Raw genomic sequence first — 26,822 nt, forward strand, 5'->3', positions numbered from 1 at the left:
CGATGTTGGCGAAAACAATATTGCCCGATTTCGGCGCCGCAATCCATGATATTCGTCAGGTAGTGGCTAAACTTTGGTCATATCCGACCAATTTGTGACGAATTTCGTCCCGCAATACGGCTTCTTGCTTCCCACTCAACGGCTGATCTTGCCCGGTATGCCCACCCGCTCCTACGCCGACGCCCTGGTTCACACGCTGTTTCAGCAGGCCCAAGGCTTTGTGGGCGTTTACGATGCCCAGTTGAGCCGGTTTACCCGCGTCAATGCCAAGGGAGTGCAGCTGCTGGGCTTTGCCACTGAGCAGGCCCTGCTGGATGCGCCGGCGCTGCCCATTCGCCCGGCCACGCTCGAAAGCTGGGAAACCCTGCTGGAAGCCGCGCAACAGCACCATTACGTGGTCGACGCCCGCATCGAGTTGCCGGGGCGCCCCGCCGTAGATGCCCGCCTGGAGCTGACGCACTTTGAGCACGAAGGCCGCTCGCTGTTTTTGGTGGGCCTGCACGAGCAGGAACAAGGCCGCTTGCAACGGGCCGAACGGGAGCTGGCGCAGAGCGTGGGCCGCTTCGAAGCGGTGGTGGCCAATGCCACCATCGGCATTGTCGTCTGCGACCGGCAGGGTGTCATCATATCGGCCAACCGCTTGTCGCAGCAGCTCTTTGGCTACGCCGAAGGCGAGCTGCCGGGCCAGAAGATTGAAGTGCTGGTGCCCAACGCCGCCGGACGCCGGCACGAGCAGCTGCGCGAATCCTTCAACGCCAACCCCTCGGTGCGGGCCATGGGTGCGCACCGCGCCGGCCTTGAGGCCCTGCGCAAAGACGGCTCGGTATTCCCCGTGGAAGTGAGCCTGAGCTATTTCTATCTCGACGACGAGCTGTACGTGGTGTCCTACATCCTCGACATCACCTATAAGAAGGAAGCCGAGCGGGAGCTGATTGCCCAGCGCCAGCGCGTGGAGGGCCTCAATGCCGAGCTGGAGCAGAAAGTAGCCGACCGCACCCACGCCCTGCTCAGCACGCTGGAGCAGCTGGAGCAGCGCACCGAGGAGCTGGCCAAGGCGCTGGCCGCCGAGCAGGAATTGGGCGAGTTGAAGTCGCGCTTCGTGAGCATGGCTTCGCACGAGTTTCGCACCCCGCTCACGGCCGTCATGAACTCGGCCACGCTCATCGAGAAATACCCCGGTGCCGACCAGCAGGACAAGCGCGTGAAGCACCTGCAGCGCATTCGGGCCTCGGTGAAGCACCTCAACGACATTCTGGAAGAGTTTCTGTCGGTGGGCCGCATCGAGGAAGGCCGCATTGAGGCCCGCCCCGCCGACCTGGACTTCGGGGCCCTACTGGCCGATACCGTGGCCGACGTGCAGAGCCTGCTGAAACCCGGCCAAATCATTGAGCAACGCACGGAATGCCCCGCGCCGGTACACCTGGACTCTTCGCTGCTGCGCAAAATTCTGGTCAACCTGCTCTCCAACGCCATCAAGTACTCGGGCGACAACTCGGTGGTAACGGTGCGCACCGCCTGCACCGGCGGCCACCTCACCCTCACGGTGCAGGACCAGGGCGTGGGCATTTCGCAGGAAGACCAGGAGCACTTGTTCGAGCGGTTTTTCCGCGCCCGCAACGTCACCAACGTACCCGGCACCGGCCTCGGACTCTACATCATTGCCAAGTACCTGGAGCTGATGAACGGCCGCATCGAGTTGCTGAGCGAGCTAGGCCAGGGCACCACCGTCACCGTCACCATTCCCTATGAAAACCATCCTGCTGATTGAGGACAACGACCTGATTCGGGAAAGCACCGCCGAAATTCTGGAACTGGCCGGCTACGCCGTGCTGACGGCCGAAAACGGCAAAGTGGGCGTGGAACAGGCCCGCGCCACCCGGCCCGATCTGGTCATCTGCGACATCATGATGCCCGTGCTCGACGGCTACGGCGTGCTGCAGATTTTCAGCCAGGACGCACAGCTTTCGGGCATACCGTTCATTTTTCTGACCGCCAAAACCGAGCGCACCGACATGCGCAAGGGCATGGAACTGGGTGCCGACGACTACCTGACCAAACCCTTCGACGAGAGCGAGCTGCTGAGCGCCATTACGGGCCGCCTCAACCGCTTCAGCCACCTCAAAGCCGATTACGACCTGCAACGCGAAGGGCTGCACGAGTTTCTGGAAGACGCCCGCGCCGTGGGCAAGCTGGAAAGCCTCTCGACCGACCGCAAAGTGCACACCGTGCGCAAAAAGCAGGACATCTACCGCGAAGGCGACGACCCCACGCGGCTGTACTTTGTGAAATCGGGGCGGGTGAAAACGGTGAAAACCACCGCTGCGGGCAAGGAGCTGATAACCGGGATATATGCCCCCGGCGAGTTTTTCGGGTACATGGCCCTGCTGGAGCACACCCGTCACAACGACTCCGCCGTCGCCGTCGACGACTCCGAGCTGGTGTACATTCCCAAGGACGACTTTACCCAACTCGTGCTGCGCAACCCCCAAGTCGGCCAGCAGTTTATCCGGCTGCTGGCCGGGCGCGTGAGCGAGCGGGAACAGCAGCTCGTGGGCATGGCCTACAACTCCATCCGGCGCCGCGTGGCCGATACGCTGCTGCGCCTGCACGAGCAGCACGCCGCCGACGCCAGCCCGTTTCAGCTCTCCCGCGACGACATGGCCGCCCTGGTGGGCACCGCGCCGGAGTCGCTGATTCGCACGCTGAGCGAGTTTCGGCAGGACGGCCTTATTGAGCTGACGGGCAAGGACATTCGGGTGCTGCAGCCCGACAAGCTGCGCCGCGCCAACTGGTAGTAAAACCGAACCGCGGCCGGCGGGTACCCTGCGGGCGTCCTAGCCGGCCGTGGTTTGGCTTTTCCGCCTCACAATCAGCCGACCCGTTCCGGCACCGGCTGCTTTTCGGCGGCCAGCCAGTCGATGCCCTTCCGCAGCCACTGCAAGGTGTGGGCTTCGGCCGAGCCGGGCGCGGGCTGCTGGTTGTAGTGCCACTCGCAGCGCGGCGGCAAACTCATCAGGATGCTTTCGGTGCGGCCGCCAGTTTCCAGCCCGAACTTGGTGCCGCGGTCGATGGCCAGGTTGAACTCGGCGTAGCGCCCCCGGCGGATGAGCTGCCAGTGGGTTTCCGGCTCCCCGTAGGGCAGCGCCGCGTTCTGCCGGAGCAGGTGGGAATAAGTGCGGCCGTATACCTCGCCCACGGCTTGCACGAAAGCAAACAGCTCTTCGAACGTACCGTCTTGGCCCACGGTGAGGCGGTCGAAGAAGATGCCGCCGACGCCGCGCGTTTCCTGCCGGTGAGGCAGGTAGAAGTACTCGTCGGCCCACTGCTTGAAGCGCGGGTAGTACGTGGGGTTGTGCTGCCCACAGACCGCGGCAATCTGCGCGTGAAACCAGCGGGCCTGCGCCTCGTCCACGTAAATCGGCGTCAGGTCCAGGCCGCCGCCGAACCAGGCTTCGCCGTTGCCGGCCTCGAAGTAGCGCACGTTCATGTGCGAGATGGGCACCCGGGGGCTGCGCGGGTGCTGCACCACCGACACGCCCGTGGCGAAATAGCGCGGGTCGGGCATGAGCAGGTGCTGCGCCGCCCGTTCGTCCATCTGGCCCCACACGGCCGAAAAGGCCACGCCGCCTTTCTCCAGAATATTGCCGTCCTGAATCACGCGGGTGCGGCCTCCGCCCCCGCTGTTGTGCGTCCAGGCATCTTCGTGAAAGGCGGCCCCGCCGTCGGCTGATTCCAGCTGCTGGCACAGCCAATCCTGAAACTGGCGCATCCAGTGTTCGACCTGGGCGCGGCGCGGCGTAGTAGCTGCGGAAGCAAACGTGTTCATAAGAGGGTAACTAAGTCGAAGAAAAAAGAACCGGCGTCGCGGCCTCAGGCCCAGCGGATGGACCGGTAATCGGGCAGCGCCGCAACGGGCCGTAGCTCCTCCTGCCGGGCGCACTGCTCACAGCAAGTTGCCGCGGCCGAGCATTCGGTGGGCCGCAGCACCAGCACCGGAATGCGCGTGTGGTAGGCCTGCGTTTTGGTATAGCTCACGTCGAAAAAACGGCGCAGCGCGGCCGCATCGGTTGGGGCAAAAACCAGCAGTTGGGTCCGCTGTTGGGCGCAAAACTCCCCGATGGCTTCGAGCGCGTCGTCGTCGCGCAGCAGCCGGGCGTCGCTGCGCACGTCGGGCAGGTGCTCCTGAATCAGGCGCATGTTTTTCTTGGTGCTGATGAGCGTCGTCAGCTCCATACGGTGATAGAAATGCACGAGCTGCAAATGCGCCGCCAGGCTGCGGGCCAACTCGCCCACAACGCGCAGGGCGGCAAAATCAGATCCACTGAAATTGGCCAGAAAAGCCATGCGGCTTGGCAACTGCCGCACGCCCGGCGGCACCACCAGCACCGGACAGCTGGCCAGCTCGGCAATGCGCACGGCGTGGTTGCCGTTGGTGGCGGGTTCGCCGCAGTCGGTGTGCTCCAGGTTCATTATCAGCAACTCGGCCGCGTATTCCTCCACCACGCTTTGCACGTGGTCGTGCAGGCAGCCTGCGCGCACGGCGTAGCGGTAGCAAATGCGGCGGCCGTCTTGGCGCACCAGCTGCACGTAGCGCAGGCGCTCGGCCAGCGCGGCCAGGCGCTTTCCATACGCCGCCGCCTCGGGTTCCGTCAGGGTTGGGCCGTGGTGGCTGTAGAGCAGCACAACTTCGGCGCCGAGGTGCACGGCCAGCTTGTTGGCGTACACCACCGTGTGCTCCGCCGCGGCGGTCAGGTCGACGGGAACGAGAATGGTTTTCATGGGAGCGAGCAAGGCGCGAAAGCGGAAGAATCGGGAGAAAGCGGCGGCTTAGCGGCCGGGCGTGCCGTGGCACATGGTAATGGCGTGGTTGACGGCCTTGCCAACCGGCCCCAGGGTTTGGGCCAGCGCCGGGCTCAGGTACGGAATGCCGAGCCCGAGTCCGCGCACGATGAATAGCCCGGCCATAACGGCCGCCACCACCGGCACGGCCTGCCGCAGCCGCGTGCGCCACCGCAGCGGCACCAGCTGCCCGGTAAGCGAAAGGACCAGCATCAGCGGCAGGGTGCCCAGGCCAAACAGCCCCATATAGCCCGCCGCGCCGCCTACGCTGCCAGCGCTTAGGGCACCGGCCAGCGCTAGGTATACCAGGCCGCAGGGCAACAGGCCATTGAGCAGCCCAGTGGTGTAGAGGGCCCCCAGGGAGGGCCGCTGAAAGAACAAGGCCAAGGTTTGCTTGAGGCGGACCAGCACCTTTTCGAGGCCCACGGCGGCCGCGGCCCGGCCGGTGTAGCGCTCCGGCACCACCACCAGCAACAGAATCAGCACGCCCGAGGCCACGGACAAGCCCTGTTGCAGCCCGGCCACGCGCAACGACTGCCCCAGGAGCCCGGCCGCCGCGCCCAGCGTAGCGTAGGTACTCACCCGGCCCAGGTTGTAGAGCACCCGGCCCACCACGTAACGCACCCCGCGCGGCCCTGCGCCCGGCAAGGCCAGGGCAATGGCCCCGCACATGCCCACGCAGTGGAAGCTGCCAAGAAGCCCAAAAACGAATCCTGCCCAGAGCATCACACGAGGAAAAAGCGTAGCTGGTTTCGGGCAGCAAGTTGGTCAGGCCACGCCCTGCTGCGGCATGACGAAAATCAGTTGCCGACGCTGATATTCTTCTCCTGGAAATACGCCTCGCCACCAGCGGTGAAGTCGAGGCGGATGCGCCAGTAGCCGGGCTTGAGGCGGGCGGTGCTCAGGTGCTGCGCGCCGGTTGCATCAACCTGCAGCGGCACGGTAAAATCGAGGCGCTGATCGGAAGGCCGGAAGAACTGCACCTTGCCCGTGGGCTGCGGGCTGGTGAGGGCGGCCGGAATCTGCAGCCCCAGGTCGTGGCCGGTTTCGTCGTAGGTGATGGTGACCTGCGCGGGCAGCGCCTGGGTGCGGGCCGTGGCTTCCATGCGCTGTTGGTGTTGCAGCTCCTGCTCGTAGTAGTCCTTGCTCACGAGGTCGACGCTGCTGCTCATGGCCTGCTTGACCATGTAGCCGATGAAGGTGGCGAAAAGCACGAAAACGGCGATGATGGCGTAGGGCCACAGGCTGCGCTGGGGGGCGGGTTTCTGCACGGTGAGAGTAGGCATAGCAAGAGAGAAAGAAGCAGCGGCTACAGCGAAGGGCCTAGAAACTTGGTTTCTTCTTCCGTAATCAGCCGGCCGCCGCTGTACACGCCAATGCGGATTTTGCTGCTGGTTTTGGTCAGGGCGCTTGTAGGTAGCTCGGCGAAGAACACGCCCTCTACCATGCCCTGGGCCGGCAGCTTCAGGGTGTTCTGGCTCACCAGCTGCACCGTGCCGTTGGCCGGTTCCAGCACGCGCAGTTCAATGGGCATGGCCCGGTTGGTTTTGTTGATGACGGAGATGTTGTAGAGGTTCGTCACGCTGCCACGCTCCGTTTTCTGGAACAGCTGGCCGGGCGTGCGAAGCACCGTGGCTTCCACGTTGGAGCGCGTGAGCAGCAGGCCCGCCATAACGCCTACCAGCAGCACCAGCACCGCGGTGTAGGCCTTGATGCGGGCCGTCACCCGGAACTTGGTACCGGCCTCGATGTGCGCCTCCGAGTCGTAGCGGATCAGGCCCTGCGGCTTGTTGATCAGGTCCATGATGGAGTTGCACACGTCGATGCAGGCGGTGCAGTTGATGCACTCCATCTGCTGGGCGCCGTTGCGGATGTCGATGCCCGTGGGGCACACCTGCACGCACTGTTTGCAGTCGATGCAGTCGCCGGCGGTGCGCTCCTGGTTTTTGCGCAGCTTCTCGCGCGGCTCGCCGCGGCCGTAGTCGTAGGCCACGGTGATGGTGTTCCTGTCGAGCATCACGCCCTGCAGGCGGCCGTAGGGGCAGGCAATGGTGCACACCTGCTCGCGGAAGCGGGCAAACACGGCGTAGAACAGCCCCGTGAAAATCACCATCGAGCTGAGCCCGCCCAGGTGCTCCAGCGGCGAGGCGGTAATGATTTTTACCAGCGCCTCGGTCCCGATGATGTAAGCCAGGAAGGTGTTGGCAATCAGAAACGAGATGAGCAGAAACAGCGCGTGCTTGGTGGTTTTGCGCCAGATCTTGTTCCAGCTCCAGGCGGCCTTGTCGAGGGCTTTCTGCTGCGGGGCGTCGCCTTCCAGCCAGTACTCGATGCGGCGGAACACCATTTCGAGGAAGATGGTCTGGGGGCACACCCAGCCGCAGAAAATCCGGCCGTACACCACCGTGAAGAGGATGATGAACAGCACGAAGGCCATGAAGCCCAGCAGCAGGATGAAGAAGTCCTGGGGCCAGAAGATTTGCCCCATGATGATGAACTTCCGCTCCACCACGTTGAGCATCAGCACCGGCAGCTCGTGGATGCGCAGCCAGGGGCCGGCGAAGAGCAGCGCGAGCAAGCCGTAGCTTACCCATTTGCGGGCCGAATAGAGCTTGCCGCTGGGCTTTTTGGGGTAGAGCCACACGCGCTTGCCTTCGGCGTCTATCGTGGAGATAGAGTCGCGGAAGCTTTCGTCGGTGGCGGATTTGGGGGCGACGGGGTTCATCTGGTTCTGGGGGCCTGTGGGCGGCAAATGCGCCCGGCAGGCCGTTATCGGCTACACTTCCGTCGGCCTGCGGCTGGGCCGGGCGTGGCGGCGGCACGAAGCTCGCGGCCGGAGGTTGCAAGGCTCTTAATGCCCGCCGCCAGCGTCTCCGCTGGCGGCTCGCCCGAACGCGGGCCGTGCTAAACAAAACGTTCGGACAAACGGCGGGGGAAGGAGACCTGCCGCGGGCAAATAATTAGCGACTCCGCTACAGCTTGGCGACGCTCTTGGCGGGGGCCTCCTTCTCGCCTTGCGGCGCCTTGGCATTGGCCGGCTTCGAGCCCTGAATGCTCAAGATGTAGGACGACACCTGCAGCATCTGCTTCGAGGAGAGCTTGCCTTTCCAGGCCACCATGCCCTTGCCCTGCACGCCGTACTTCACCGTGTGGTACACCTTGTTCACCTCGCCGCCGTGCAGCCAGTATTCGTCGGTCAGGTTCGGGCCCACTTTGCCCTCGGCGCTCTGGCCGTGGCAGGCGGCGCAGTTCTGCGCAAAGAGGGTCTTGCCCGCGTCGATGTCGGCCGGGGCCGTCAGGGGTTGGTAGGTGGTGAGCTTGTTGGGGTCGTCGTTGGCGCCCAATTTGGCAGCCATCAAGGCGGCTTCGGCCATTTCGCTCTGGTACTCGGCGTCGCTGAGCTTGCCGGTATCCGTCACGTGGAAGTGAATGAAATAGGCCACGCCGAACACGATGGTGAGGTAGAAGCCGTACTTCCACCACGGCGGCAGGTCGTTGTCGTACTCCGTGATGCCGTCGTAGTCGTGGCCGGCCATGACGTCTTTCTTGTACTCGCCGGTCAGGCCCACGGTGTCGCCCAGAAACAGGCCCAGGGCGCGGCCGTACCACTGCTCCCGGATGGTCGGGATTTCGTAGACCTTCCAGAGCAGCGGCCGCATTTGCCAGAGCAGGCCAAACATCAGCAGCAGGATGAACACGATGAGGGCCGACAGGCCGCCCATCAGCCAGAGCATGGCTGTGAGGTCGGCGCCGGTGTCGGCAGCCTGCGTGGCGGCCTCGGCAGCCGGGGCAGCGGCGGCATCCTGCGCCAGGGCCGATGCGCTGGTCAGCAGCGTGCTCAGGGCCAGGAGTGCGCCGAGGGTAACCTTACGCGTTAGCACAGCGCACCTCCTTCCGTTTGGGCTTGCAGAGCGGCGTGGTCGTCGTCCAGCAGCGGCATTTGCTTCATGGCCTGGATGTGTTGGCGGCTCACAATGCACACGTACACCAGCAATGAGAGGAAGAAGAGAAAGAAAATGGCGAAGGAGATGAGCGGGTAGATTTCGATGCCCGTGATGTTCTCCAGAACGTTTTTGTACATGACTGCTCGGTCTTGGGAGGCCGGTGATGGGCTGGGCGCCGGAAGCAGGTGTTTCCAGCTTGTTCAGGGCCCCGCCCGGGGCCACGGTTATTACTCAGCGGCTACGGCGGCAGCCTGCTCGTCTTTCACTTTGATGTCGGTGCCGAGGCGCTGCAGGTAGGCAATCAGCGCCACGATTTCCTTGTCCGACTTCACCTGGATATCTTCTTTGGCCAGGTCGCGGCTGATGCTTTCGGCTTGCTTCCGGGCCTCCGCTACTGCTATTTGATCGAAGCCGGCCGGGTACGGGGTGCCGAGCTTGCGCAGGGCGTTGATTTTGGCCGGGGTGTCGGAGTAGTCGATGTCGTTTTCGAACAGCCACGGGTAGGGCGGCATTATGGAGCCGGGCGACATGCTGGTGGGGTCCAGCATGTGGTTGTAGTGCCAGGAGTGCGGGTATTTCTGGCCCACGCGGTGCAAATCGGGCCCGGTGCGCTTGGAGCCCCACAGGAAGGGCCGGTCGTACACGAACTCGCCGGCCTTGGAGTACTCCCCGTACCGCTCGGTTTCGGAGCGGAAGGGGCGCACCATCTGGGTGTGGCAGTTCACGCAGCCTTCGCGGATGTATAGGTCGCGGCCTTCCAGCTCCAGCGAGGTATAGGGCTTCACCGAAGCAATGGTGGGCACGTTCGACCTGATCATGAAGGTCGGAATCATTTCGACCGCGCCGCCGATGAGGATGGCAATGGTGGCGCCGATGCTCAGTTGCACCGGGCGGCGCTCAATCCAGCGGTGCCAGTGCCCGCCCTCGTGGCTGTGCTCGTTGTCGATGACGGCCGGGGCGTGGAATTTCTCGTTGGCCAGCAGCGTGCCGGCTTTGGCGGTTTGCCACAGGTTGTACACCATCAGAAACACGCCGCTCAGGTAGAGCACCCCGCCAATGCCGCGCAGGTAGTACATCGGCACAATCTGCATCACCGTCTCGAGGAAGTTGGCGTACTGCAGCATGCCCTCGTCGTTGAACTGCTTCCACATCAGGCCCTGGGTGAAGCCGGCCCAGTACATCGGAATGGCGTAGAACAGGATGCCGAGGGTACCCAGCCAGAAGTGCACGTTTTGCAGCTTGCGCGAGTGAATCGGGGTCTGGTAGAGGCGCGGCCACAACCAGTAGAGCACGGCGAAGGTCAGGAAGCCGTTCCAGCCCAGGGCCCCCACGTGCACGTGGGCCACAATCCAGTCGGTGAAGTGGGCAATGGCGTTGACGTTCTTCAAGCTCAGCATCGGGCCCTCGAAGGTGGCCATGCCGTAGGCCGTAATGGCCACCACCATGAACTTTAGGATGGGTTCCTGGCGCACTTTGTCCCAGGCGCCGCGCAGCGTGAGCAGGCCGTTGATCATGCCGCCCCAGGAGGGAGCAATCAGCATCACGCTAAAGACCACGCCCAGGCTCTGCGCCCAGTCGGGCAGGGCGGTGTAAAGCAAGTGGTGCGGGCCGGCCCAGATGTAGATGAAAATCAGGGACCAGAAGTGAATGATACTCAGCCGGTACGAGTACACCGGCCGCTCCGCCGCCTTGGGCAGGAAGTAGTACATCAGGCCCAGGTAGGGCGTGGTGAGGAAGAAGGCCACCGCGTTGTGGCCGTACCACCACTGCACCAGCGCGTCCTGCACCCCGGCGTAGAGCGAGTAGCTCTTCAGGAAGCTCACCGGAATTTCCATCGAGTTGACGATGTGCAGCACCGCCACCGTCAGGAAGGTGGCAATGTAGAACCAGATGCCCACGTACAGGTGCTTTTCCTTGCGCCGCGCAATGGTGCCGAACATGTTCCAGCCGAACACCACCCAGATCAGCGTAATGGCAATATCGATGGGCCATTCCAGCTCGGCGTACTCCTTAGAGGTAGTGAAGCCCAGCGGCAGGGTAGCCACGGCCGACACGATGATGAGCTGCCAGCCCCAGAAGTGGATTTTGCTGAGCACGTCCGAGAACATGCGCGTCTTGCACAGGCGCTGCAGCGAGTAGTACACCCCGGTGAAGATGCCGTTGCCGACGAAGGCGAAGATGACCGCGTTGGTGTGCAGCGGGCGGATGCGACCGAACGTGGTGTAGGGCGTGCCCAGGTTCAACTCGGGCCGGGCCAGCTGAAAGGCCGCAATGACGCCGATGAGCATGCCCGCAATGCCCCAAAACACGGTGGCAACGCCGAAGTCCCGGACGATTTTGTTGTCGTAAAACGATGCGAGAACGGCCTTGGACAGAGGTTTTTCCTCCCCGGGCAATTTCGCTGGAGCCAGCACAGCCATAGCGCGAAACGGGTTGTTTTGAAGTAGGACAAAACTCCGAATCAGGCCCTTGGCAAAAGATGACGAACGTCAGTCGCGCCGGCTGATAGATGTCAGATGACAGCCCTTCAGAACGTCATCCTGAGCGCAGCGAAGGACCTTCTCACCGCAGAACGAGACGTGGTTACGTCGATTGTTCACACGTGATAAGGTCCTTCCTTCGTCAGGATGACGGGCTATTTTGCTTTCCGCTGCCGGCTCTGCCACAAGGCCCGCAGCGCGCCGGTGCTCCACAGGGCCCAGGCCACCAGCACGGGCTGAAAAAACAGCCGTGCCAGCCGCTTCTGGTCCGTATCGAGGCCAAAGGCGTCGATATGGTGCGTGTATTGGTGCACGTTGCCGGGAAACACGGCTACGTAGAACGCGCCCAGCGCCAACCCGAGCGGCACCCGCTCGCGTTTCCAGAACAGCAACGACAAGCCCAACCCGATTTCAACCACGCCCGATAGCAGCACCGTGGTGTCTTTGTCGAAGGGCACGAAGTCGGGCACCTGGGCCTGAAACTGGTGGCGCTGAAACGTGAGGTGGCCGGTGCCGGCCATTACCATAAAGGTGCCCAGGATGCCGCGGGCGGCATCCTGCAAAGTCGTGGTCTGGGTGTGGTGCAGCATAGCAAACGGGCGGGATACAGCCCCGCTGCCTTAGCCTACGAGTCAGGCGGACGATCGGATAGCCCTGCTTTCCTTTACCGCCCGGCAACCACCTGGCCGGGTGAGGCGGACCGAAATTACGGTGTCTGCTGCTCGGCCGGCCCTTCGTTGTCGTCGAAGAGCATGCGTACGGCGGGCGTATAGGTGTCGTCGTACTGCCGGCTGCGCACGGCCCACACGAAGGCCAGCAGAAAGAACACCGCCACAATCAGGCTGATGGTGATAAGGCCGAAGATGATTTCCATGATGAATTAAAGTTTGTGCTTGCATGCCGCCAGCCGCACCAGCAGCGTGGCAAAAAGGATGACGCTCAGGGAGCTGATGGGCATCAGAATGGCCGAAACAATGGGCGAGAACTTGCCCTGCAACGCCAGCCCCAGCCCCACGCCGTTGTACACGAAGGAGAGGACAAACGTCGCCAGCACCACCTGCAGGCAGTCCTGGGTGAAGCGCAGGAAAGTGCCGAACTGCCCGAAGCTGCCCGCGTCCAGAATGGCGTCGCAGGCGGGAGAGAAGTTGGTGAGCGTGTCGGTAAGGGCAATGCCGGCGTCGGCTTGCTGCAGGGCGCCCGCGTCGTTGAGCCCGTCGCCCACCATCACTACGGTTTCGCCGCGGCGCTTCAGCCCGGCGATGTAGTCGAGCTTATCCTGCGGCGACTGGCGGAAGCGCAGCTCGGCTTGCGGCCCGAACAACTCGCGCAGGCGGTCCTGCTCGGTGTCGTTGTCGCCCGACAGCACGGCGAGGCGGTAGCGGCGGCTCAGCTCACTCAGCACGGCGGGCAGCTCGGGGCGGTACACGTTGCGGAAGATATAGCACCCCTGCCGCGCGCCCCCGTCCAAGCTCACGTACACCCTGGACTGCAGGTGGTCTGTGGTCGTGGCAGAGCCGGCGGCCCGCAGTTCCGGCTGACCTGCGGCGGCCACAAACGCAGCCGCGCCCACCTTCACCAGCAGGCCGTCGACCACGCCGCTCAGGCCTTGGCCGGGTACTTCGCGGAAGCCGGTGACCGGCAGCGCCCCGGCGGGCAGCTCGGCGGCCAGACGCTGGCTCAGCGGGTGCGTGCTCTGGGCCACCACGGCAGCCACGGCCTGCTGCTCGCGCCGCGTGAGCGTGGGGTCCTGGTATTCCACGGCCGAGCGCTTCACGTCGGTTAGCGTGCCGGTTTTGTCGAACACGATGGTGGTGGCGCGGCCCAGCACTTCGGCCACGGCGGAGTTCTTCAGGTAGAATTTGTGGCGCCCAAACACCGTCAGGGCGCTGCCCAGCGCGAAGGGCGTGGCCAGTGAGAGGGCGCACGGGCAGGCAATGACGAGCACCGAGGTAAACGCCCGCCACATCATGGCCTGGTCGCGCGGGAGCCAGTACAGCACGGTGCCGGCGGCCAGCAGCAGCGTGACGGCCACGAAGTAGCGGCCCACCTTGTTGGCGTAGCTTTCCAGCGTCTGCTTTTCGGCTTTCTGGAAGGCGGGGTTGTTCCAGAGCTGGGTGAGGTAGCCCTGCGACACTTCGCGCACCACTTCCAGCTCCACGGCTTCGCCCAGCTGCCGGCCGCCGGCGTACACCACTTCGCCCGCCACCTTGCCCACCGGCACGCTCTCCCCCGACACGAAGGAATAGTCGATCTGCCCGGTGCCGCGCATCAGCATCGCGTCGGCGGGCACCACTTCCTGGTTGCGCACCCGAATGCGGTGGCCCACCTTCAGGTCTTTCACTGACACCGACTGCTCGCCCTCGGCCGTGAGCAGCGTTACGGCCACCGGGAAGTAAGAGGTGAAGTCCCGGTCGAAGCGCAACGCATCGTAGGTGCGCTGCTGCACCCACTTGCCGATCAGCATGAAGAATACCAGGCCGGTGAACGAGTCAAGGTAGCCGGGGCCGCGCTGTAGCAGAATGTCGAACCCGCTCACCAGAAACAGAGCCGTCAGGCCCAGGCTGATGGGAAAGTCGAGGTTGATGGTGCGCTGGCGCAGCCCGGCCCAGGCCGAGCGGTAGAAGCCGCGGGCACTAAACAGCAGCACCGGCAGCGCCAGCACCAGGCTCAGGTAACCGAAAAAGCGGCCGAACTGGGCACCCAGCTGCCCGGTCACGGCCAGGTAATCGGGGAAGGCCAGCAGCATCACGTTGCCGAAGCAGAACGCGGCCAGGCCCAGTTGGTAGTACAGCATGCGGCTGCTATGGCGGGGCTGCGCGCCCAGCTCGGCCAGGGTTATCTGCGGTTCGTAGCCCAGCGAGGCAAGCAGCTGCACCACCTCCTTGAGCGAGGTGTGCGCGGGCTGGTAGCTGATGTTGATTTCCTTGCGCAGGAAATTCACCCGCGACTCGCGCACGCCGGGGTTGAGCTGGTAGAGGTGCTCCAACAGGTAAATGCACGAGGCGCAGTGCATCTGCGGCAGGTGCAGGGTGAGGCGGGCCAGCGTGTCGGAGCGGAAGCTCAGCAGCTGGGCCTGCACGGTTTCGGTGTCGAGGTAGTCGAAGCGGCCGGGCAGCTCCACCGCCTGCACCTTCTGGCCGGGGTGCTCGTCGAAGGCGTAGTAGCGGCAGAGGTTGTTGGCGTCGAGCAGCTCGTACACGGCTTTGCAGCCCTGGCAGCAGAAAGACAGCTCGGGCCGGACCGCCAGCCGAATGGGCTGCTCGGGGCAGTCGTCGCCGCAGTGGGCGCAGGCCAGGTGAGAGGGAGCAGGGGCAGTCGTCGGATGCACGCCGGAGGTCGGGTCAGTGGAAAAGCAAATTTCCCCCCGGTGCCCCGGCGAAAAGCTGACGAACGTCAGGCGCCGGACCTGATCCTCATCAGCGGCGGGGCGTGAACCAAGCCCGACTTTTGAGGTGTTGATCCGGCGCCCGGGCCGGCTTCCTCTTATCTTTCGCTATGCGTCCGTCTGCCCCTACCCTCTCGCTGCTGCTGGTGCTGGCCCTGTTTCTGTGGGCCGGTATGGTGGCGGGCATTTCTTTTCTCGAAGCCCCGCTGAAGTTTACCGCCCCCCACATCACGGTGGTGCTGGGTGTGGGCATTGGGCGCATCGTCTTCCACGCCCTCAATAAGGTGGAGCTGGTGCTGAGCGTGGTGGCGCTGCTGTGTGCCGGTTGGTTGCAGGTGCCCGGCCGCGTGTGGGTAGCTCTTTTTGCGGCCGTGGGCATTCTGCTCGCCCAATCGTTCTGGCTGTTACCCGCCCTCGATGTGCGCGCCGAAGCCTTGCTGGCCGGTTCGCCCAACCCGCCCAACTCCCAGCATGTCACCTACATTGTGCTGGAAGCCCTGAAGCTGCTGAGCCTGCTGACCGGCGGCGGCATGGCATTCGGGTGGGCCGTGCGCATGGCCCGCCGCCAAACAGCCCACCGTTTCTCCCAAAACGCGTAGTTCTTCCTTCTTTTTCCGCTGCTGATGTCCGCCCCAACCGCCTCCCCTCGCCCCGACATTGCCCACGAAGCCGATATCCAAACGTTGGTCGACCGGTTCTACGACAAAGTAAACCAGGATGAGCTGCTGGGACCGATCTTCAATGCCGTGGCGGCCGTGCACTGGCCGGCGCACCTGCTCACCATGTACGACTTCTGGAGTTCGGTGTTGTTCGGTACCTCGCGCTACAAAGGCCGCCCCTTCCCCAAGCACCTTGCCCTGCCCATCAACGGTCCGCACTTTCAGCGCTGGCTGCAGCTGTTTTACGCCACGGTCGATGAAAACTTTGCCGGCCCCAAGGCCGAGGAGGCCAAAGCAAAGGCGCTCAACATTGCCACTATGTTTGAGTACCGCATGCGGCCCAAAGCCACGCTGTCTATTCTCTAGGCGCCCGTCGCCGACCTCGCCCGCCAACTGGTTGACAGTGCCTTACTAGCTGTCGGCCGGTTGGCGGGCATGTGCATTCGGCCGATTCCCGCGGGCGCACCTCCGCATGCCGCAGGGCGGCCGTTCGCTTCAGCCCACGCTTGGTCACGCAGCCAGCCGGCAACCGCCGAACCGGCCTTTTCCCAAGTGCCCCAAACGCATGTTGCCACCTGGCAGTACCGGTCGCGCCGCAACGCTACGCTTCCAAGTCGCGTTGCGGTCCTGGTGCAGCGCCGGGCTGCCGATATCTGGACACTACACCTCAACATGAAGCTGCCTCCCCCTCGTTTCTATACGGCCGCCGGCACCATTCTCGGCTGGCGAAACGGGGCTGTGGTCGGTGCCAGCGGCATTCGGTATGCCCGCGCAGCCCGCTTTCAGCCGCCCACCGACGAGCCGGCCTCTGCCACGCCCGTGCAGGCTACGGCGCCCGGTCCGGTTTGCCCACAGGTGGTCGATTCGCTGCTCGGCCAGGCGCTGGGGCCAGTCATGGCCGGGCGCACGTTCGACGAAGACTGCCTGCGGCTGACCGTTACGGCGCCGGCCGAAGCACAGCCCCAGGAGGGCCTGCCCGTTATTGTGTGGGTGCACGGCGGCTCCTACGTGAGCGGCGCCGGCGACCTGGCCTTTTACGACCCTGCCCCGCTGATAACCGAGCAGCGGGTGGTAGTGGTGGCCGTCACCTACCGCCTAGGGCTGTTTGGTTTTTTGGGCCGGGGCGATGCGCCGGCCAACCTGGGCTTGCTCGACCTGCTGGCGGCCCTGCGCTGGGTGCAGCGCAACATCGCCGCGTTTGGCGGAGACGCGGCTTGCGTAACCCTGCTGGGCCACTCTTCCGGGGGCGATGCAGCCGCGCACCTGCTGGTTGCAGAAGGTGCTACGGGTTTGTTTCGGCGTGTTATCCTGCACAGTGCCCCGCTGGGTTTAGCTCCCAACCGCGCCCGCATGACGCGGGCCATGGCCGCTGCCGTTGCCAGCATTCCGCCCGGTGCCCCACCCGAAGCAGTACTGGCCCGCGAGGCAGCGGCTTGGCGCGCCGCCCGCTGGTCGGGCCTGAAGGCCGGCATGCCCTTCGGCACGCAATACGGTGCCTTTCCGCTGCCGCCCGAAGATGCCGTAGCCGAGGCTTGGCGGGCGGCCGCTCCCCGCGTAGACGTGCTCATCGGGTCTACCGCCGAGGAGTTGCGCTTTTTCGCCGTCATCGACCCGAAATTCCGCTGGCTCGCGCGGTTTCCCTGGCTAGGACCTGCCGTTACGCGCCGGTTGGTGGCCGCCGGCTCGCGCCGCATTTACGTCGATCCGGCGGCGGCCTTTGCTCGCCGGCACGCCCAGGCCGGGGGTCGGGCATACTTGTTTTCCGTAACATACCGGCCCCGCGGCAGCGTGTTCGGCGCTGCCCACACCATCGACTTGCCGCTGCTGTTTGGCACGCGCGAAACGTGGTCGGCCGTGCCGCTGCTCGGCAACGCCTCCTGGGCCGAGGTACAGCAAGCCGGGCAGCAGGTACGGCGCTTGTGGGCCACTTTCGCCCGCACGGGCACTCTGCCCACCCCTGTGGAAGTTCCCCACGTATTGCACGTGACCCAGGTTTGGGAAGAAAGCCTCGATTGAGAAGTAGGTTCCGTTCCTTTCGCAGTACCCATTCGGCGCTTGAGGTGCAAGGTGCATTTCCCAACGTGCCTGCTAGGTTTCCAGCAATATACCCAGCAGCGCTTCCAGTCATTCCACCTAAAGGGCTGCTGCTTTGGGAAGGCATCGGCTGAGGATTCCCCGAGAGGCAGAAATAAACATAGCACTTTGTATTGCAAAGTCGACTTACAATCACATACTTTGCAACACAAAGTTCTTTCGGAGCAATACCATTGGTAGCCAAGTAAGCATTCGACTGATGCACCGCGGCTGCACCGCTAAGTAGCACGCTTGCGGCGCTTCAAGGCTCGCTTATGCTTCACTCCTTCCTCCAAACCCAACATGGCCATGGCCCACACCTCCACTTTTTCACCGACTGCCTTACCCGCCGTCAGCCGGTTGTTGAGCCTTTTCTTCATGGCTATTGGACGATAAAAATATTCTGGGGAAACGACCCGAATTTCGGAGCATTAACAATTATTCTTTCGCTCGTCTATTTGCCAGCAATTAATAATCTGATCAAAGCCAAAATAAGTTTTATAATCCATAGCACAGCAAAAATTATTTTAGGTATACATATTCTGTTTGCTACACTAGGCGTGGGCAAATTATTTAGCAAAATCGATCTGACGGTGGCGATTTAGTAATGTTTCTTTTGGTGTGGTTGAAGTCAGGGTAGCTGAATTCACAACCTTCCCATTAGCCCGACTATACGGCAGAGCAACAAAAGCCAAACAAAACTCATGAACAAAGCAGAAGCCAGAATGAACATCCCCGACCTGATTGGCTGGGTGTATGGCACGACGGTCGTGGTAATTGGTGTGCTGAATTTAGTGCTGGTGCATCCAGTACCGGGAATTGCCTACTTGGTTGTTTCCTTGATTTACTTGCCTCCAACAGCAGCCATTCTAAAGAAGAAAATAGGTTTCGCAATCCCCAGAATACTGAAAATTATTGTTGGTATACTTGTTATTCAATTCACTTTGGGTGTAAGCGACCTGGGAGACATGATTGACAAGGCATTCTGAATAACAGATTGGGTTCTTTAAAATCTACTCCTCAGCATACATCCTACCCCACTTATGGAACAGCACGAATCCCCCTATTTGGTTGACGCTGCAAGTCAAGTCCAGTTACGTATTTCTAACGTTTCCAAAACCTATCCCAACGGCGTGCAGGCCCTGCACGATGTGTCGCTGGACATTCCGCCGGGCATGTACGGGCTGCTGGGCCCGAACGGGGCCGGCAAGTCGACCCTGATGCGCATTCTGGCCACGCTGCAGGAGCCCGACAGCGGCCAGCTGCGGCTGGGCCACCTCGACGTGGTGCACCAGAAGGACGCGGTGCGCCGGACGCTGGGCTACCTGCCCCAGGAGTTTGGCCTGTACCCCAAGGCCCGCGCGGAGGAGCTGCTCGACTACTTCGCGGTGCTCAAAGGCCTTACCAACCGGGCCCGGCGCCGGGAAACCACCGCGGCCCTGCTCCGGCAAACCAACCTCTGGGACACGCGCCGGCAGCAGCTGGGCGGCTACTCGGGCGGCATGAAGCAGCGCTTCGGCGTGGCCGTGGCTTTGCTGGGCACCCCGCGGCTGCTCATCGTCGACGAGCCCACGGCGGGCCTGGACCCGGCCGAGCGGGTGCGCTTCCTGAACCTGCTCAGCGAAGTGGGCGAAACCGGCGTGGTCATCCTCTCCACCCACCTCGTGGCCGACGTGGCGGAGCTCTGCACCCGCATGGCCATCATCGACCGGGGCCGCATTCTGCTCGAGGCCCGGCCGCTGGAGGCCGTGGCCGCCCTGCACGGCCGCATCTGGCGCCGGCTGACCGATAAACCCGCCCTGCCCGCGCTGGCGCAGCAGCACCGGATCATTTCGGCCAAGCGGCTGAGCGGGCGCACCCTGGTGCACGTGTACAGCGAAGAAGCACCCGGCCCCGGGTTTGAGCCGGTGAAGCCCGATCTGGAAGACGTGTACTTCAGCGCCATGGCCGGGCACTTTGGCCACGCCGTGCCGCACCGCGCTAAGGAAGTAGGGCTATGAGGTTCTGGGCAATATTTCGCTTCGAGTTTACTTACCAGGTGCGCCGGCCGTGGCCCTGGCTCTTTGTGGCCGTCCTGCTGCTGCTCGATTTCCTGATGACGCGGGACGGTACCCTTTCCGGGGTACTCTACGCCGACTTTTTTCTGAACTCACCCTTTGCCGTGGCCAAAACCACGGTGTTTGGCGGTCTGCTCTGGCTGGTGATGGCCGCGGCCGTTGCCGGCGAAGCCGCCGCGCGGGATGTGGCCACGCGCATGCATCCGCTCATCTATACTACCTCCGTCAGCAAGGCCGATTACCTGGGGGGACGCTTTCTGGCGGCTCTTGCCATCAATGCCTTGCTGCTGCTTGCCGTGCAGGCGGGCATCCTGCTGGGGGTTTACCTGCCCGGCGTGGCTCCCGAGTTGATTGGCCCGTTTCGGCCGGCCGCTTTTCTCACCTCGTACGCCTTCATTGCCCTTCCGAATGCCTTTGCGGCCACGGCCCTTCAGTTTTTGCTGGCGGCGCGCAGCGGCCGGGCTATGGCCAGTTACTTCGGCAGCTTTCTAATTGTGTTCATGGGCTTCTTCGTGGCCTCGCTCCTGCTTTACAAACGGGGACTGGGCGCGCTACTCGACCCCATCGGCATCCGCTTCGTGGTAGAAGATCTGGCGCATTTGTGGACGCCCATTGAGAAAAACCGGCGCCTGTTGGGGTTGGAAGGCCCGCTGCTCATCAACCGTCTGCTATGGCTCAGTATCGGGCTGGTTGCTTGCGCGGTTACCTACCTGGGCTTTCGATTTGCGCATCGCACCGACAGCAGCGGATGGCCGGCACGTGCCTGGGCCCGGCTCAGCCGCACAACTACACCGGCGGCGGGCACTTTTCCGCTCCCGGCTCCCGCGCCGGCCGGCATCGGCGTCGCGGCAAGCGTGCCCGTCCCGGTTCCGCGGGTTGCCCGCACATTCGGTTTCGCCACCCACACGCGGCAGCTGCTGGCCGTAGCCGCAGATGCTTTTCGTTCCATTGCGGCTAGTTGGGGCGGCCTGGCTTTGCTGGTCGTCATTCCGCTCCTGACGGTTCCCGTGGTGCTCGACCAAATGTCGGCCAACGACGTGCCGCTGCTGCCCACCACCCCACGCGTCATCAGCGAGCTGACTGCCTCGCTGTCGGATGAGCTGAGCCGCTGGGTAATCATTCCGTTCCTCATCGTGTACTTCGCTGGCGAGCTGGTGTGGCGGGAGCGGGATGCCCGGCTGAGCGAAATTACCGATGCCATGCCGGGGTCGGACTGGCCTCTATTCCTGGGTAAATTCCTGGGGCTGGGCCTTGTACTCGTCGTGTTTCTGGCGCTGCAAACGGCGGCCGGCATGCTGGCACAGGCCATGCAGGGCTACCAGCGGTTCGAGGTGGGGCTTTACCTGAAAATCCTGTTTGGGCTGCAGCTGACCGATTACCTGCTCTTTGCCCTGCTTGCCTTGGCAGTGCACGTGGTGGCAAACCAGAAATACGTGGGGCATCTGGTATCCATTCTCGCCTTCGTGTTCATTGCCTTGGCGTCCTTGTTCGGCGTCGAGCACAACCTGCTTATCTACGGCGCCAGTCCGGGGTGGTCGTACACGGAAATGCGCGGTTTCGGCGCCTCGCTCGGGCCGTGGCTGTGGTTTAAGCTCTATTGGGCGGCGTGGGCGCTGCTGCTGGCGGTGGTAGCCCGGCTGTGGTGGGTGCGCGGCCGCCAAAACGCTCTGGGCGAGCGGCTCCGGCTGGCGCGCAGCCGTTTCGCTGGCTCCACAGCTTGGGTCGCTACGGTTGCGGCGGGGCTGCTGCTGGTGCTTGGCGGCTACATTTTCTACAACACCAACGTGCTCAACCAGTACCGCAACACCGCCGCAACCAAGGCGCGGGCGGCCCGGTACGAACGGCGCTACGGCCGGTACGCGGCCACTCCGCAACCGCAGCGCACGGCCACGTCCCTGCACATCGAGGTGTATCCCACGCGGCGGACCGTGCACATCCGGGGCACGTACCGCCTGGTGAACCGCAGCTCCAAGCCGCTCGACTCGATTCACGTGGCTACTGCTTCGGACGCCGACACGCGGGCCATTGCCTTCGACCGGCCGGCAACCTGTGTACTGACCGACACCGAACTGGGGCATCGGGTGTACGCGCTCCGGCATCCGCTTCGGCCCGGCGACTCGCTGCAACTTCGTTTTGAGGTGCGGGTTGCGCCCCGGGGCTTCCGCGAAAACGGCGTCGACGGCTCCGTGGTGGCAAACGGCACCTCCTTCACCAACAGCTGGCTGCCCGCCATCGGCTACCAAACAAGTCGGGAGTTGCTCGGTGCCAGCGACCGGCGGGAACATGGCCTCGCCCCGCGCCCGGTAATTGCGTCGCTCTACAACGTGGCCGCACGGCATGAGCGGGGTGGCGGCACCGCCTTCGAGGCGGTGGTGGGCACCGAGGCGGGGCAGGTGGCGGTGGCGCCGGGCGTGTTGCGCCGCACCTGGACGGCGGGCGGCCGCCGCTACTTCCGGTACGCTTCCGACGGACCGATTGGGAGTGAGTGGGCTTTCTTCTCGGCCCGCTACGCGGTGCACGAAGCCAAGTGGAAGAGCCCCGACGGCTCGGGGCACGACGTGGCCATTCGCGTATTCCATCACCCAACGCACACGGCCCATCTGGCCCGCATGGTCCGGAGCATTCGGGCTTCGCTGAACTACTACACCCAGCAGTTTGGCCCTTACCGGCAGCGCCAGCTTACCGTGGTGGAGCGCCCCGGCAACGGCACCGGCATGCACGCTGAAGCCAGCATGCTTTCCTACGGAGAAGGGTTTTCGCACTGGGCCCCGCAGCAGGCGCCGGGCAGCCTCGATCTGCCCTACGCAGTGGTGGCGCACGAAATGGCCCACCAGTGGACGGTGCCGTACGCCAACGTGGAAGGGGCTCCGGTGATGTCCGAAAGCGTGGCTTGGTACTACGCCATGCAGGCCATAGAAGCCGCGCGGGGGCACGAGGAGTTGGAGCGGCTCCGGCACTTTATGCGCCAGCCGTACCCGTACGCGCCCATCCGCCGGGGCGAACCGCTCCTGCGCGGCCTCGATCCCTACCTGAGCTACCGCCGCGGCCCCTTCGCGCTCTACACTATGAGCCAGTACATCGGTGTGCCGCGGGTGAATGGCGCGTTGCGGCGCCTGCTCGAAAAGCACCGGTCGCCGGGGGCTCCGCTGGCCACCACGCTTGATTTGTACCGGGAACTGCAGGCTGCCACGCCAGACTCGCTGCACTACCTGCTGCGCGACCTGTTTGAGGTGAATACCTACTGGGAGCTGAAAACGAAGCAAGCCACGGCCCAGCAGACCCCAGCCGGCTCCTGGCAGGTTACGCTGCAGGTGCAGGCCCGCAAACTAGTGGCCGACAGTGCGGGCACCGAGCGGGAAGTGCCGATGAATGACTGGGTGGAGGTGGGCGTTTTTGCGCCCCGCACCTCAGATGAGGACCTTAGCCAACCCTTGTACCAGCACAAACACCGCATCCGCTCCGGCCCGCAAACCCTGGTGGTGACGGTACCTCGCAAGCCCGCCCGCGCCGGCATCGACCCGCAGCTGCTGCTGATTGATTTGAACGGCGCCGACAATGTGGTGAACGTGCGCTGACGCCCTCGACTGCCGGCTTCGGCGCGGCGCTACGCTCCTTACAGGTGACGCAGCTCCACGCGGTCAATTGCCAGGCGGCCGCTGGGGTGCAGGTCGAGTTGGTAGCGGTTCAGGACCGGCCCTATTTCTTGCACAACGGGCTTGCCGTTTTTCTGCACCACCGGCGCCCCATTCAGCGCGTACTGCAACTGCGTACCCGTCTTCGTAATTTCCACGTCCACCCATTCGCTGTCGAACTTCGGCCCGGGATGATCTGCTTGCATGCCGTACCACACACCGCTGCCCCGCACGGGAGCAAACACCCCAAACGTCTCGCCGGTTTGGTAGGCCTCGTCGGCGTACACAAACGTGTAGTACCACGTCTTTTGGCTTTTGAGCTGGGTTCGTTTGCGTAAGTCCAGCCGCAGGGTGTTGACGCCAAATAGCTTTACGCGCAAGCTGTAATAGTCTTCGTCCATGCCCATGCTGTTGATACGCTGGCGGGGCGCCAGGGCCTTGAGGCGCAGCTTGAGGCTGAAGTCCTTGGTGAAATCAAACCCGCTGGTGTTGGCAAACGCCCGGCTCTGGCTGACCACCGGCCAAAAGCTGTCGTAGAACCCATCCAAACCCGATACTTTGTGGGCCTCGGGCGCCACGCTGTCGGCCAGCACGTAGGTTCCCGGCGCAAACGAGGCCCCCGCCCATGCCTGCCGCTGCGGGCCGTTGCTGGCGCGGGGAATGTAGCGCAGCAACATTTCCGGGTCGGCGTTGCTGCTGGGTTCGGCCGGCAGGTCGGTTCTGAGCCATTGCCGGGTGTTGCGAAATTGCCGCCATTGCTTGCTTGGCTCGTCGAATTCTTCCACCAACACTTGCTTGCGCAGGGCGTGGTAGGTGCCGTCGGCAGAAACGAACTTGCTGATGCGAGGCGTCAGCGCGTCTACTTCCTTGCGCTGCTTGGCGTAACTGATGAAGTCGTTGACGGTGGACAGCACGGCCTCGGCGCCCAGCGCCAGCGCGCCCAAATCGGTGAGGCCGCCGTTGAGTTGCAGGCGCAGGAGTTCGGGGCTGGCCAGCAGTTGGGTTTGCACGTCGGGCGGCACCACCGTGAGCAGCTGCGTAATCAGCTGCCCGGCCGACTGCTCGTAGCTCTTGCCCTGGCTGCTTTGCAGCGTGCGGTTGAGCTGCCCCACCAAGCCATTGAGCGTGGCGGGGTTGTCCAGATTCAAGCCAGCCGTGCCCTGCGCAGTGTTCATCGTCAGCGTTTGCAGCAGCAGCGTCACGTCGTCGGGCGTAACCTTGCCGTTGGTCAGCATGGCTTTCAGCGGCCCCTCGCTGCTGGCGCGCAGCTGCTCGGCCAAACCAGGTGCCGACTGCGCCTGGGCGCTGAACCGGGGCGCGCCCAGGGCACCCAACAGGAAGAAAAACGAAAACAGCTTGCGCATACGAAGGGGTAAAATCACGCCAAAGCTATCCGCCCTGTCGGCGGTTCACAATACCCGATAGTAGGTATTTCAGGAAGGGGAGCCGCCCGCTACATTTGGCCGAAACCGTCCTTTTTCCACTTCTTCTCCTCGCCTGATGTTGCACCGTTTACTCCGTTTGGTTTTCCTCGTGCTTTGCATGGGCGCACCGGCCCTGGGCCAGGCCCAGATCAAGCTGCAGAGCGGCACCTACATTTCCTCCGATGGCCGCATGGAAGTGCTGGTGGACATGCAGGCCGACGGCACCTTTATTCTGAAAGCGCCCAACCGCACCAACCGCTACGTGCGGCAAAGCGGCGACGTGTACCAACACGCCGAAATGACCAACTACCAGCTGCGCGTGGTCAGCCCCACCAAGTTCACCTCGTTTATGGCCGGCGGCGGCAACCCCTTCGACTTTACCCTCAGCCGGCCCGGCCTGACCCCGCCCACCGCCGTAGCCGAGCACCCGCAGTGGCAGGCGCTGTACGACAAATACAAAACCAAGGCCCAGCAGGCCGAGGGCGACGAAGTGCAGGCGTGGACGTTTTGCGCCGCCGTGGCCTATACCCGCGCCCACATGGCCAACAACCAGGAAGTTACCGACTCCTACATCGAGCCCATCATCGTCAGCCTGAAGCAAATTCTGGTTGAGCCGCAGACCTGCCCGTGCTCCGACGTCATTCCGGCGGCGCTCTGGTCGCGCTTCAATCCCTGATTTCCGCCCCGGCGTCCGGGCAGCGGGCCCGAGCAACTAGCCACACCCCACCAGCCGGAAGCAGCTGCTTTGCCGCCATTCTCTAGCCAGCACCCGGGCCCCGACTGGCCCGGCTAGTGCCCTCTTGTGCCCGCGGCTTGCGGCGGGCTGACATTTCTGCTTTAAGTTTGGCGGTGAATACGGCGCGCAGGGCTGGAACCACCAGCCCCGCGTTGCCCACCCCCAACCGCAATACCCCTCACACCCTCCGAAATGACCAAAATCAAGGTAGCAAACCCCGTTGTGGAGCTGGATGGCGACGAAATGACGCGCATCATCTGGAAGTTTATCAAAGACAAACTGATTACCCCGTACCTCGACCTCGACATCAAGTACTACGACCTCGGCATCGAGTACCGCGACGAGACCAACGACCAAGTCACGATTGACGCCGCCAACGCCATCAAGCAGTACGGCGTGGGCATCAAGTGCGCCACCATTACCCCCGACGAGGAGCGCGTGAAGGAATTCAACCTGAAGCAGATGTGGAAGTCGCCGAACGGCACCATCCGCAACATCCTGGACGGCACCGTGTTCCGCGAACCTATCGTGATGCAGAACGTGCCGCGCCTGGTGCCGAACTGGACCGCCCCGATCTGCATCGGCCGCCACGCCTTCGGCGACCAGTACCGCGCCACCGATTTCGTGACCAAGGGCAAGGGCAAGCTCACCATCACCTTCCAGCCCGAAGACGGCGGCGAGGCGCAGTCGTTTGAGGTGTTCAACTTCAAGAGCGACGGCGTGGCCCTGGCCATGTACAACACCGACGAAAGCATCCGTGGCTTCGCGCACGCCTGCTTCAACCAGGCCCTGATGAAGGGCTGGCCACTGTACCTGTCGACGAAAAACACCATCCTGAAGAAGTACGACGGCCGCTTCAAGGACATCTTCCAGGAAATCTACGAGCAGGACTACCTGGAGAAATTCAAGGAAGCCGGCATCACCTACGAGCACCGCCTGATCGACGACATGGTGGCCTCGGCGCTGAAGTGGAACGGCAACTTCGTGTGGGCCTGCAAAAACTACGACGGCGACGTGCAGAGCGACACCGTGGCGCAGGGCTTTGGCTCCCTGGGCCTGATGACCTCGACGCTGGTGACGCCCGACGGCAAAACGATGGAAGCCGAAGCCGCCCACGGCACCGTGACGCGCCACTACCGCGACCATCAGAAGGGCAAGCCCACCTCCACCAACCCGATTGCCAGCATCTTCGCCTGGACGCGCGGCCTGGAGTTCCGCGGCATCCTCGACGGCAACCAAGAGCTCATCGACTTCTGCAAAGCCCTGGAGCAGGTGTGCATCGAAACCGTGGAAAGCGGCAAGATGACCAAAGACTTGGCCGTCTGCATCCACGGCAACAAAGTGGAGCACGGCCGCGACTACCTCTACACCGAGGAATTCCTGGAAGCCCTGGACACGAACCTGAAAGCCAAGCTCGGCAAGTAAGCTCGCCGCCGTTTCGGCAAACGCAACAAGCCCATCCGGTCCTCGGGTGGGCTTGTTGCGTTTGCAGCGCATCGACTGTTGCCTGGCTCACGCAGCGCATCGCCGTTTCGGGCGCAGACGCAGCGCTACTGTAGCATGCGCAAGGCGGCCCACCGCCGACTTATATTT

The 26,822-nt window shown here is 63.5% G+C and carries 23 protein-coding genes; 11 read left to right on the forward strand and 12 right to left on the reverse strand.

The annotated features are described in order from the left end of the window. Positions 1–157 precede the first annotated feature (157 nt). Together F0P96_RS17045 and F0P96_RS17050 are read left to right on the forward strand one after the other, a co-directional pair. On the forward strand, positions 158–1,768 hold the full coding sequence (locus F0P96_RS17045) for a sensor histidine kinase (protein WP_151080131.1): 1,611 nt from the start codon (positions 158–160) through the stop codon (positions 1,766–1,768). Then, positions 1,746–2,795 carry a response regulator gene (locus tag F0P96_RS17050; protein WP_151080132.1) on the forward strand — a complete coding sequence of 350 codons (1,050 nt, stop codon included), beginning with the start codon at positions 1,746–1,748 and terminating at the stop codon, positions 2,793–2,795. Before F0P96_RS17045 ends, F0P96_RS17050 begins: the two co-directional genes overlap by 23 nt. A 74-nt stretch (positions 2,796–2,869) precedes the next feature. Here F0P96_RS17050 and hemF read toward each other — a convergent pair whose 3' ends face one another. From hemF to F0P96_RS17105, 11 genes are all read right to left on the reverse strand, one after another. Next, a complete protein-coding gene (gene hemF / locus F0P96_RS17055) occupies positions 2,870–3,826 on the reverse strand; it encodes an oxygen-dependent coproporphyrinogen oxidase (protein WP_151080133.1) in 957 nt (318 codons plus the stop codon). A 44-nt stretch (positions 3,827–3,870) separates the two neighbouring features. Beyond that, positions 3,871–4,779 (reverse strand): universal stress protein, encoded by a 909-nt coding sequence (locus F0P96_RS17060; RefSeq protein WP_151080134.1) that lies wholly within the window; start codon positions 4,777–4,779, stop codon positions 3,871–3,873. 48 nt (positions 4,780–4,827) lie between these two features. Then, a complete protein-coding gene (locus F0P96_RS17065) occupies positions 4,828–5,565 on the reverse strand; it encodes a sulfite exporter TauE/SafE family protein (protein WP_151080135.1) in 738 nt (245 codons plus the stop codon). 74 nt (positions 5,566–5,639) lie between these two features. Further along, a complete protein-coding gene (locus F0P96_RS17070) occupies positions 5,640–6,125 on the reverse strand; it encodes a FixH family protein (protein WP_151080136.1) in 486 nt (161 codons plus the stop codon). A 23-nt stretch (positions 6,126–6,148) separates the two neighbouring features. Continuing rightward, positions 6,149–7,564, reverse strand: coding sequence for a cytochrome c oxidase accessory protein CcoG (gene ccoG / locus F0P96_RS17075; protein WP_151080137.1), 1,416 nt, complete (start codon positions 7,562–7,564; stop codon positions 6,149–6,151). Positions 7,565–7,811: 247 nt separating this feature from the next. Beyond that, the gene (locus tag F0P96_RS17080; protein WP_151080138.1) at positions 7,812–8,720 is read right to left on the reverse strand and encodes a cbb3-type cytochrome c oxidase N-terminal domain-containing protein; all 909 of its coding nucleotides are present in this window, start codon (positions 8,718–8,720) and stop codon (positions 7,812–7,814) included. Continuing rightward, positions 8,714–8,920 (reverse strand): hypothetical protein, encoded by a 207-nt coding sequence (locus tag F0P96_RS17085; RefSeq protein ID WP_151080139.1) that lies wholly within the window; start codon positions 8,918–8,920, stop codon positions 8,714–8,716. Before F0P96_RS17085 ends, F0P96_RS17080 begins: the two co-directional genes overlap by 7 nt. A 90-nt stretch (positions 8,921–9,010) precedes the next feature. Beyond that, complete coding sequence (ccoN, locus tag F0P96_RS17090) at positions 9,011–11,203, reverse strand: cytochrome-c oxidase, cbb3-type subunit I (RefSeq protein ID WP_151080140.1); 2,193 nt, start codon at positions 11,201–11,203, stop codon at positions 9,011–9,013. Positions 11,204–11,418: 215 nt separating this feature from the next. Then, positions 11,419–11,853 carry a DoxX family protein gene (locus tag F0P96_RS17095; RefSeq protein ID WP_151080141.1) on the reverse strand — a complete coding sequence of 145 codons (435 nt, stop codon included), beginning with the start codon at positions 11,851–11,853 and terminating at the stop codon, positions 11,419–11,421. 116 nt (positions 11,854–11,969) lie between these two features. Then, positions 11,970–12,137, reverse strand: coding sequence for a cbb3-type cytochrome oxidase assembly protein CcoS (gene ccoS, locus F0P96_RS17100; protein ID WP_151080142.1), 168 nt, complete (start codon positions 12,135–12,137; stop codon positions 11,970–11,972). Positions 12,138–12,143: 6 nt separating this feature from the next. Beyond that, positions 12,144–14,591 carry a heavy metal translocating P-type ATPase gene (locus tag F0P96_RS17105; protein ID WP_151080143.1) on the reverse strand — a complete coding sequence of 816 codons (2,448 nt, stop codon included), beginning with the start codon at positions 14,589–14,591 and terminating at the stop codon, positions 12,144–12,146. Between the two features lie 167 nt (positions 14,592–14,758). Between F0P96_RS17105 and F0P96_RS17110 the strand changes: the two genes are divergently transcribed. From F0P96_RS17110 to F0P96_RS17140, 7 genes are all read left to right on the forward strand, one after another. Continuing rightward, on the forward strand, positions 14,759–15,247 hold the full coding sequence (locus F0P96_RS17110) for a hypothetical protein (protein WP_201743870.1): 489 nt from the start codon (positions 14,759–14,761) through the stop codon (positions 15,245–15,247). Between the two features lie 24 nt (positions 15,248–15,271). Beyond that, on the forward strand, positions 15,272–15,673 hold the full coding sequence (locus F0P96_RS17115) for a group III truncated hemoglobin (protein WP_151080144.1): 402 nt from the start codon (positions 15,272–15,274) through the stop codon (positions 15,671–15,673). Positions 15,674–15,979: 306 nt separating this feature from the next. Then, complete coding sequence (locus tag F0P96_RS17120; RefSeq protein WP_151080145.1) at positions 15,980–17,323, forward strand: carboxylesterase family protein; 1,344 nt, start codon at positions 15,980–15,982, stop codon at positions 17,321–17,323. Between the two features lie 332 nt (positions 17,324–17,655). Then, positions 17,656–17,985 (forward strand): hypothetical protein, encoded by a 330-nt coding sequence (locus F0P96_RS17125; RefSeq protein WP_151080146.1) that lies wholly within the window; start codon positions 17,656–17,658, stop codon positions 17,983–17,985. Between the two features lie 99 nt (positions 17,986–18,084). Continuing rightward, positions 18,085–18,369 (forward strand): hypothetical protein, encoded by a 285-nt coding sequence (locus tag F0P96_RS17130; protein WP_235917505.1) that lies wholly within the window; start codon positions 18,085–18,087, stop codon positions 18,367–18,369. Positions 18,370–18,423: 54 nt separating this feature from the next. After that, entirely contained in the window at positions 18,424–19,380 is a 957-nt protein-coding gene (locus F0P96_RS17135) for an ABC transporter ATP-binding protein (RefSeq protein ID WP_151080147.1), read from the forward strand. Then, a complete protein-coding gene (locus F0P96_RS17140; RefSeq protein ID WP_151080148.1) occupies positions 19,377–23,012 on the forward strand; it encodes an ABC transporter permease/M1 family aminopeptidase in 3,636 nt (1,211 codons plus the stop codon). Before F0P96_RS17135 ends, F0P96_RS17140 begins: the two co-directional genes overlap by 4 nt. A gap of 38 nt (positions 23,013–23,050) precedes the next feature. Here F0P96_RS17140 and F0P96_RS17145 read toward each other — a convergent pair whose 3' ends face one another. Further along, positions 23,051–24,433 (reverse strand): hypothetical protein, encoded by a 1,383-nt coding sequence (locus F0P96_RS17145; RefSeq protein WP_151080149.1) that lies wholly within the window; start codon positions 24,431–24,433, stop codon positions 23,051–23,053. A 136-nt stretch (positions 24,434–24,569) separates the two neighbouring features. Here F0P96_RS17145 and F0P96_RS17150 point away from each other — a divergent pair, with 136 nt between their 5' ends. Both F0P96_RS17150 and F0P96_RS17155 read left to right on the forward strand, forming a co-directional pair. Continuing rightward, complete coding sequence (locus F0P96_RS17150; RefSeq protein WP_151080150.1) at positions 24,570–25,169, forward strand: hypothetical protein; 600 nt, start codon at positions 24,570–24,572, stop codon at positions 25,167–25,169. Positions 25,170–25,421: 252 nt separating this feature from the next. Continuing rightward, positions 25,422–26,654: an NADP-dependent isocitrate dehydrogenase gene (locus F0P96_RS17155; RefSeq protein ID WP_151080151.1), complete on the forward strand. Its 1,233-nt coding sequence runs from the start codon at positions 25,422–25,424 to the stop codon at positions 26,652–26,654. Positions 26,655–26,822: the final 168 nt, after the last annotated feature.

It is taken from the genome of Hymenobacter busanensis, from assembly GCF_008727865.1.
GTDB classification, from domain to species: domain Bacteria; phylum Bacteroidota; class Bacteroidia; order Cytophagales; family Hymenobacteraceae; genus Solirubrum; species Solirubrum busanense.

Excerpts from the sequence above, each read along its gene's own strand:
- F0P96_RS17045 (WP_151080131.1), top strand. The coding sequence starts at position 158 with ATGCCCACCCGCTCCTACGCCGACGCCCTGGTTCACACGCTGTTTCAG.
- F0P96_RS17050 (WP_151080132.1), top strand. The coding sequence starts at position 1,746 with ATGAAAACCATCCTGCTGATTGAGGACAACGACCTGATTCGGGAAAGC.
- hemF (WP_151080133.1), bottom strand. The coding sequence starts at position 3,826 with ATGAACACGTTTGCTTCCGCAGCTACTACGCCGCGCCGCGCCCAGGTC.
- F0P96_RS17060 (WP_151080134.1), bottom strand. The coding sequence starts at position 4,779 with ATGAAAACCATTCTCGTTCCCGTCGACCTGACCGCCGCGGCGGAGCAC.
- F0P96_RS17065 (WP_151080135.1), bottom strand. The coding sequence starts at position 5,565 with ATGCTCTGGGCAGGATTCGTTTTTGGGCTTCTTGGCAGCTTCCACTGC.
- F0P96_RS17070 (WP_151080136.1), bottom strand. The coding sequence starts at position 6,125 with ATGCCTACTCTCACCGTGCAGAAACCCGCCCCCCAGCGCAGCCTGTGG.
- ccoG (WP_151080137.1), bottom strand. The coding sequence starts at position 7,564 with ATGAACCCCGTCGCCCCCAAATCCGCCACCGACGAAAGCTTCCGCGAC.
- F0P96_RS17085 (WP_151080139.1), bottom strand. The coding sequence starts at position 8,920 with ATGTACAAAAACGTTCTGGAGAACATCACGGGCATCGAAATCTACCCG.
- ccoN (WP_151080140.1), bottom strand. The coding sequence starts at position 11,203 with ATGGCTGTGCTGGCTCCAGCGAAATTGCCCGGGGAGGAAAAACCTCTG.
- F0P96_RS17095 (WP_151080141.1), bottom strand. The coding sequence starts at position 11,853 with ATGCTGCACCACACCCAGACCACGACTTTGCAGGATGCCGCCCGCGGC.
- ccoS (WP_151080142.1), bottom strand. The coding sequence starts at position 12,137 with ATGGAAATCATCTTCGGCCTTATCACCATCAGCCTGATTGTGGCGGTG.
- F0P96_RS17110 (WP_201743870.1), top strand. The coding sequence starts at position 14,759 with ATGCGTCCGTCTGCCCCTACCCTCTCGCTGCTGCTGGTGCTGGCCCTG.
- F0P96_RS17115 (WP_151080144.1), top strand. The coding sequence starts at position 15,272 with ATGTCCGCCCCAACCGCCTCCCCTCGCCCCGACATTGCCCACGAAGCC.
- F0P96_RS17120 (WP_151080145.1), top strand. The coding sequence starts at position 15,980 with ATGAAGCTGCCTCCCCCTCGTTTCTATACGGCCGCCGGCACCATTCTC.
- F0P96_RS17125 (WP_151080146.1), top strand. The coding sequence starts at position 17,656 with ATGCTTCACTCCTTCCTCCAAACCCAACATGGCCATGGCCCACACCTC.
- F0P96_RS17130 (WP_235917505.1), top strand. The coding sequence starts at position 18,085 with ATGAACAAAGCAGAAGCCAGAATGAACATCCCCGACCTGATTGGCTGG.
- F0P96_RS17135 (WP_151080147.1), top strand. The coding sequence starts at position 18,424 with ATGGAACAGCACGAATCCCCCTATTTGGTTGACGCTGCAAGTCAAGTC.
- F0P96_RS17140 (WP_151080148.1), top strand. The coding sequence starts at position 19,377 with ATGAGGTTCTGGGCAATATTTCGCTTCGAGTTTACTTACCAGGTGCGC.
- F0P96_RS17145 (WP_151080149.1), bottom strand. The coding sequence starts at position 24,433 with ATGCGCAAGCTGTTTTCGTTTTTCTTCCTGTTGGGTGCCCTGGGCGCG.
- F0P96_RS17150 (WP_151080150.1), top strand. The coding sequence starts at position 24,570 with ATGTTGCACCGTTTACTCCGTTTGGTTTTCCTCGTGCTTTGCATGGGC.
- F0P96_RS17155 (WP_151080151.1), top strand. The coding sequence starts at position 25,422 with ATGACCAAAATCAAGGTAGCAAACCCCGTTGTGGAGCTGGATGGCGAC.